The organism is Kitasatospora sp. NEAU-69, assembly GCF_057158765.1.
This window is the reverse complement of record NZ_JBWXUE010000018.1, coordinates 169,207-175,353: the sequence shown is the minus strand read 5'-3', so window position 1 is coordinate 175,353 and position 6,147 is coordinate 169,207. Positions and strand designations below refer to the sequence as shown.

Genomic DNA, 6,147 nt, shown 5'->3' with positions numbered 1-6,147 from the left:
AGGGCTGATGACGACGACATCCTCGCGGTGCTCGACTGCCCCCAGCTCGCGTTGCGAGCCTCCAGGGCTGATGACGACCGCACGTGTGCTCCCAGGGGTGAGGGGTGAGGTCTCGTTGCAAGCCCTCCAGGGCTGATGACGACGCCGGCATGTGGTTGGAGGGCGAGTTCGACGGCACGTTGCAAGCCCTCCAGGGCTGATGACGACCGCATGGACGACGGGTCGCCGGAAGGCGTCGTCTTCGTTGCAAGCCCTCCAGGGCTGATGACGACTGCGGACCAGGGCCTGCGGGTCGTGGAACTGGGCGCGTTGCAAGCCCTCCAGGGCTGATGACGACCTGATGACGACCGCGGTGACGGCCTCGTCTGGGCCGTCGCCGTCGCGTTGCAAGCCCTCCAGGGCTGATGACGACTCCCGGCCGAGGCTGGCCCGTGAACTGGGGATCGCGTTGCAAGCCCTCCAGGGCTGATGACGGCCGGCGAACCGCGACCATTCCTGCTGCGGGGTGCGGTGTTGCGAGCCCTCCAGGGCTGATGACGGCGCGCGCGGCGGATGCCTCCGGGAGTGCGCGGCCGGTGTTGCGAGCCCTCCAGGGCTGATGACGACGCTGGATCCCGAGTTCACGACGCTGTGGATAGCCGCGTTGCGAGCCCTCTAGGGCTGATGACGACGACATCCTCGCGGTGCTCGACTGCCCCCAGCTCGCGTTGCGAGCCTCCAGGGCTGATGACGACCGCACGTGTGCTCCCAGGGGTGAGGGGTGAGGTCTCGTTGCAAGCCCTCCAGGGCTGATGACGACGCCGGCATGTGGTTGGAGGGCGAGTTCGACGGCACGTTGCAAGCCCTCCAGGGCTGATGACGACCGCATGGACGACGGGTCGCCGGAAGGCGTCGTCTTCGTTGCAAGCCCTCCAGGGCTGATGACGACTGCGGACCAGGGCCTGCGGGTCGTGGAACTGGGCGCGTTGCAAGCCCTCCAGGGCTGATGACGACCTGATGACGACCGCGGTGACGGCCTCGTCTGGGCCGTCGCCGTCGCGTTGCAAGCCCTCCAGGGCTGATGACGACTCCCGGCCGAGGCTGGCCCGTGAACTGGGGATCGCGTTGCAAGCCCTCCAGGGCTGATGACGACCGCTGCTCTCGGCGGCCTGCTCGGTGCGGACCTCGGGGTTGCAAGCCCTCCAGGGCTGATGACGGCCCGAGGGTAAAGCCCCAGACCAGGCTCCGTTTGGCATGTGCTGCAATCCACTGCGGCACAGCGAGCGTCTGGTGCTGCATCTGTGCTGGTCACAGGATGTCTCCTGGGCCTCCGAGGTGGACGCCGATGGTGGTGGCTTCGATCATGTGTGGGTCGCGCGAGGTGTACGTGACAATGCTGTCGTATTCGGGGTCGATCACGGCAGTGAGTGCGCTGGTCAGTGTTCGGTACTGGGCTGTGGTGAGTTCGCCGTGGAAGACGCTGCGCTGGGTCCAGTGGAGGTATTGGCGGCAGGTTTTGAGGACTCTGGGGTTGCGTTCGGCGGCGGTGTCGTAAACCAGGATGACGAACACGGCTGTTCACCACCACGGCCGGAATGGCTTGTACGGGGTGCCTTCCAGGCACAGGCGTACCACTTTGAGGGTTTCGAGGTGGATCAACTCTTCGTAGCTGACTTTTCGTTTGAGGGTGCGGTGCTGGACGGTGGTGGCCAGTTCGTCCCGCAGGAGGGCGGCGATCTTCTTGCGGCCGTTCGTGCTGAGTGAGGCTCGGCCGACGTCGGTTTCGAAGTCGCTGGGCTTGAGGTGTTTCTGGCTTGCGGCGCGGCGGAGCAGGCGTTCGGCGAAGAGTGGTTTGAAGGGTTCGGCGAGGTCGAGGGCGAGGGTGTTGCGGCGGCGGTCGGTGTCGGCGTGGAGGAAGCCGATGGCGGGGTGGAGTGGGGTGGCGCGTAGTGCGGTGAGGACGCGGGCGTAGACGAGGGCGTTGAGGTAGCTGATGAAGGCGTTGCCGGCGTTGGTGGGTGGGCGTCGGGTTCGGCCGTTGAGGCGGAGCCAGGCGGGGAGTTGGCTGTCGAGGGCGGCCCAGGCGGTGCGGCGGAAGTTGCCTTCCCGACCCATCAGGGCGTCGGTGTCGTGGCAGTTGGGCAGCTCTCGGTTCAGGGTGGCGAGGGCGGGGTCGAGGAGGTCGGTCTCCAGGGTCCAGCGGAGGTTTTCGGCGGTGGCGAGGAGGAGGGCGCGGGCGATGGGGAGGCGCCTGGTGGGGTCGGCGGTGAGTTCGACTTGGCGGCGGATGACGGTGGCGGAGGCCATTGCTTCGGCGGGTGCGAAGTGGCCGGCGTGGTTGCCGTAGTGGTCGAGGATGTGGAGGGTGATGCCGTGGCGGTTGAGGAGGGAGAGGGCGGAGGTGTTGAGGTCGACGTGGTCGAAGGCGATGAGGTCGCGGATGTCGGTGATGGGGAGGTGTACCGGGGTTCCGTCGGGGCGTTCGATGCGGAGGCTGTTGTCCTCGCGGCGGATGCGGCAGGGTTCGGTGAGCCAGTAGGTGCGGCCTGCGGCGGGCATCAGTTTCCCCAGCAGTAGTCGAGGTAGGAGCAGCCGCGGCAGGCGCTGCGGTTGAGGCGTTCGGGGGGCGTGGTGGTGGCGATGACGGTGCGGGCCTCGGCTTCGGCGGTTTCGGCGTCGGTGCGGGCCTGGTCGTTCCAGGGGATGTCGGTGGTGCGGCGGATCAGGGGGTAGTGGACGGTTCCGCCGCGGACGTTGATGCCTCGGCGTTCCAGGAGGAGGCAGTAGTGGCGGACTTGGGCGTCGTGGGCCGGGGAGGGGGCGCGGGAGGATTTGGTCTCGTGGACGATGGCGCCGGCGGTGACCCAGTCGATGACGGCTTCGCCGAGGTCGATGTCGCGGCGGCGGGTGAAGGTGGTGTCGTTGACGGCTTCGCCGAAGGCGACCAGGTCGCTGCCGGCTTCGGGGCGGTAGCCGCGCATGTAGAGCCAGAGTTGGCGCGGGCAGTGCCGCAGGTACTTGATGTGGACCCCGCCCAGTGCCTCGGCGTCCTGGAAGGGGTCCGTGGGGATGGGGTTCACAGGATGGTCTCCGGTTCGGCGGGCGGGCGCAGGCCCAGCAGGCTGTCGTACTCGCCGTCGATGACGTGGACTCCGAGCGAACGGTCGAATTCGGCGTTGTAGGTCTTGAGTTGGTGGTGGCGCAGGGGGATGAGCAGGCCGGAGGCCAGGAGCGGGTCGGCGTTCTTGCCGACGGCGAGCGGGCGGTATTCGTCGATGTCGTCGCGGTGCAGGACTTCGACGGTGTCGAAGCGTTCGGCGAGTTTTCCGCCGAACTCGCTGCGGTCGTCGAAGGGGTCGGTGAAGGTGAGGAACTCGGTGGCGAAGGCGTCGCGTGCTTGCCGTGCCCTGTCCTCCCAGGCGCGTCCCCAGTCGGTGTCGTAGGCGAGTTGGAGGAGGCGGTCGATGTCCTCCTCGCTCAGTGTGTCGACGCCTTCGGTGACGAGGGTGCTCAGTGCCGACCAGGCGGCGTCGATGGCGTCCTTGTCGTAGGGCAGGTGGCCGGTGGTGCGGTGGACGCGGAACTCGACGGCGCCGTCGGGGTGCAGGCCGCGGCGGTTGACGCGACCGGCGCGCTGGGCGACGGCTTCGATGGGGGCGTTGTCCACCGCGCCCCGGTCGAAGTCGAGTTGCAGGGAGACCTCGACCGCCTGGGTGCTGACCACGAGCCCGCCCGGGCGGCGTGGCTCGCCGGGCCGGCGTTCGGGATGGCGGTCGAGCAGCCGCCGTTCGATGGCGTCACGGTCGCGGTTCTTGAAGCGGGAGTGGAGCAGGAGCGCCGCGTCCGGATCGTCGGGCCACAGTTCGCGCGCGTGCTCGGCAAGTGCGCTGAAGAGTGTCTGCGCGGTGGCCACGGTGTTGGTGACGGCCAGCACGCTGTGTCCCTCGCGCAGCCAGGCGAGCAGGCGGTCGATGCTGGCGGGGGCGGTCAGCGGATCGGGGTCGAGGACGAGCGTGTGTCGCACGGGTGCGGTGCCGGGCGGTGCGCGGTGGAGGGTGACCGGGTGATGGAGGCTCTCGTCGATCAGGGTCAGCAGCGGTGGCGCCAGGGTCGCCGACAGAACCGCGGTCCTGCTGCCGAGTTGCTCCCACAGGCGCATCGCGGCGCACAGGCGGCCGAAGGTCTCGGGGTCGTAGGCGTGGAGCTCGTCCAGGACGAACAGCGAGTTGGCCTGTTCGAGCAGGACGCAGGAGTGGCTGGGGCCGGCGATGGCGGCGTTGGTGAGTTGGTGGACCGTGGCCACGCGCAGGCGCTGGGCGAACAGGCGCATGGTGTTGGCGCGGGCGCGGGCCTTGCGGGCGTGGTCCTTGCCCGGCGGGTTGGCGCAGTCGTCTTCGGTCGCCTCGGTGAGGAGCTTGCGGGCAACGGCGCCGTGCAGCAGTCCGATGTCGGGTTTGGTGTCGCCGGGGGCCGGCTGCAAGGTCTCTTCGAAGCGGGCCCTGGCCGCGTGGAGCGAAGCCCGGTAGGGCAGTGTCCACACCACCCGTGGCAGGCCGGGCATCGAGGCCAACTGTGCGGCAGCCCAGGCGAGTCCGCTCTCGGTCTTGCCGCTTCCCGTGGGGGCGACCAGCACCAGGTGCCCGAGGGTCTCCCCTGCGGCCCGCTGGTGCGGGTGCGGGGTGAAGGGGAGGCGGGCGAGGTAGTCGGTCGGCAGCGGCATGTGGGTGTCGAAGCGCACGTGGGCGGAGCCGGCGTGATCGGCCAGCGTGAGCGCACCCTGGGCGAGGACGGCGAGCAGGCCGCGGTGCGGCTTGACGGGCTCGCGCCAGGCGGCGAGCACCTCCTCCAGCAGCCGGCGGGCCCGCTCGGTCAACCGCGGGTCGCCAGGGCGCGCAGGCGCCGGCTCGGTGCCCAGGAACCCGGCCAGCCAGGCGACGAACTCCCGGTGCAGCCCGCTGGGCACCTGCGCCCGGCTACCCCGGGGCGCCTGGCCGAAGGCCGCTTGCCAGTCGGTCCGCTCGTTGTACTGGTGGGACAGACTGGGCTTGCCGCCGAACGTGGACGCGCCGTACAGCGCCCGGTGGTGGGTCACGACGAGTGTGGCGATCAGCAGGCGGTCCTCGCGGCTCCAGCCGGCGGCCGCCGCCAGCAAATCGACGTAGGCCAGCGAGAACACCTCGTGACGCTCCCCCCACGGCTTGCCGCCGGGTTCGAGCTGACGCTGGAAGCTCTCCAGGATCTTCCCCGCGTCGTGCAGCAGAGCCGCGGCCAGGACCCGGGCCCAGAACGCCGGTTCGGTGGCGAGGATCCCGACCGTGGCGACCCGCGCTTCGATCTCGGCGACGGCGGCGTGCACGGTGCGCAGGTGGGTGGTCAGCCGCTCCGGGTCCTCGCGCGGCAGGGACTTGGCCCGCAGGTCGGTGAGGGAGCGCCGCTGCGGGGAGTTCACGGGGTCAGGAGCCATACGGCCTGGGTGTCCCTTTCATGTGATTCTGCGCTGGTGTCGTCACTGCGCAGTTCGCGGTAGGCGCCGCGCACCGGGACCAGGCCGGCGGGCTCGTCGCACCACAGGTAGGAGGCCCAGGTGGTGGTGAGGCGGTCGATCGAGACGGTGCCGGCGAGGCGGTGCTCGAGCGCGAAGGGCACGTCGTGGCCGTCCAGCGGAGCGAGAGCGTGCCCGACGACGGCAGTCTGGGCGGGTTCGAGGACGACCTGGGCGAGCCCGGTGAGCTGCACGAGATCCTGGGAGCGCCCCAGGCGCAGCGGCCAACGCGGCCGGCGCAGCGCGCAGCGGATCCGCTCCCCGTCCGGCTCAGGCACCCATACCGTGAGGTGGACTCCCGCCAGGAAGGGCCGCTCCCGCACCGTCATGCCGCCCTTGCCGGCCCGAACCCGTCCCCCGCCAGCGGGATTGGTGCCGTCGGCGGCGATCGGGTGGAAGGTCTCGGTATCCACGCCATGCCCCTCGGACCAGGCCGCCATGCCCAGGACCAGTGGTTCGGCCGCGGCACCGGTGGCCGCGGCGAGCATCCCGCGGACCGTCGAGGGCGGCGGCACCGGCAGGGCACGGCTGACGCCGGGAAAGAGCGGGTCGCGGAAGGAGGCCACCGGGGCGTAGAACGTCGCACGCAGGGCCGCCACCGATCCGGCGCTCACCGGGCCAGTGAG

At 70.1% G+C, this 6,147-nt stretch carries 5 protein-coding genes and 2 CRISPR repeat arrays; all 5 genes read right to left on the bottom strand.

Annotation, left to right across the window (positions count from 1 at the left end):
• Positions 1-113: 113 nt before the first annotated feature.
• Positions 114-671: direct repeats of the CRISPR family, unit length 30 nt; unit sequence CGTTGCAAGCCCTCCAGGGCTGATGACGAC.
• A gap of 97 nt (positions 672-768) precedes the next feature.
• Positions 769-1,198: direct repeats of the CRISPR family, unit length 30 nt; unit sequence CGTTGCAAGCCCTCCAGGGCTGATGACGAC.
• A gap of 89 nt (positions 1,199-1,287) precedes the next feature.
• Genes cas2 through cas5 form a run of 5 tightly spaced genes read right to left on the bottom strand, consistent with a single transcriptional unit; the run spans position 1,288 to position 6,135 of the window.
• The gene (gene cas2, locus AC060L_RS21790) at positions 1,288-1,551 is read right to left on the bottom strand and encodes a CRISPR-associated endonuclease Cas2 (RefSeq protein WP_483800516.1); all 264 of its coding nucleotides are present in this window, start codon (positions 1,549-1,551) and stop codon (positions 1,288-1,290) included.
• Positions 1,552-1,557: 6 nt separating this feature from the next.
• The gene (cas1b, locus tag AC060L_RS21785) at positions 1,558-2,538 is read right to left on the bottom strand and encodes a type I-B CRISPR-associated endonuclease Cas1b (protein ID WP_483800515.1); all 981 of its coding nucleotides are present in this window, start codon (positions 2,536-2,538) and stop codon (positions 1,558-1,560) included.
• The gene (locus AC060L_RS21780; RefSeq protein ID WP_483800514.1) at positions 2,538-3,059 is read right to left on the bottom strand and encodes a CRISPR-associated protein Cas4; all 522 of its coding nucleotides are present in this window, start codon (positions 3,057-3,059) and stop codon (positions 2,538-2,540) included. The genes cas1b and AC060L_RS21780 overlap by 1 nt, the downstream gene beginning before the upstream one ends.
• Positions 3,056-5,443, bottom strand: coding sequence for a CRISPR-associated helicase Cas3' (gene cas3, locus AC060L_RS21775; protein ID WP_483800513.1), 2,388 nt, complete (start codon positions 5,441-5,443; stop codon positions 3,056-3,058). The genes AC060L_RS21780 and cas3 overlap by 4 nt, the downstream gene beginning before the upstream one ends.
• Entirely contained in the window at positions 5,425-6,135 is a 711-nt protein-coding gene (cas5, locus tag AC060L_RS21770) for a CRISPR-associated protein Cas5 (RefSeq protein ID WP_483800512.1), read from the bottom strand. Before cas5 ends, cas3 begins: the two co-directional genes overlap by 19 nt.
• Between the last annotated feature and the right edge of the window lie 12 nt (positions 6,136-6,147).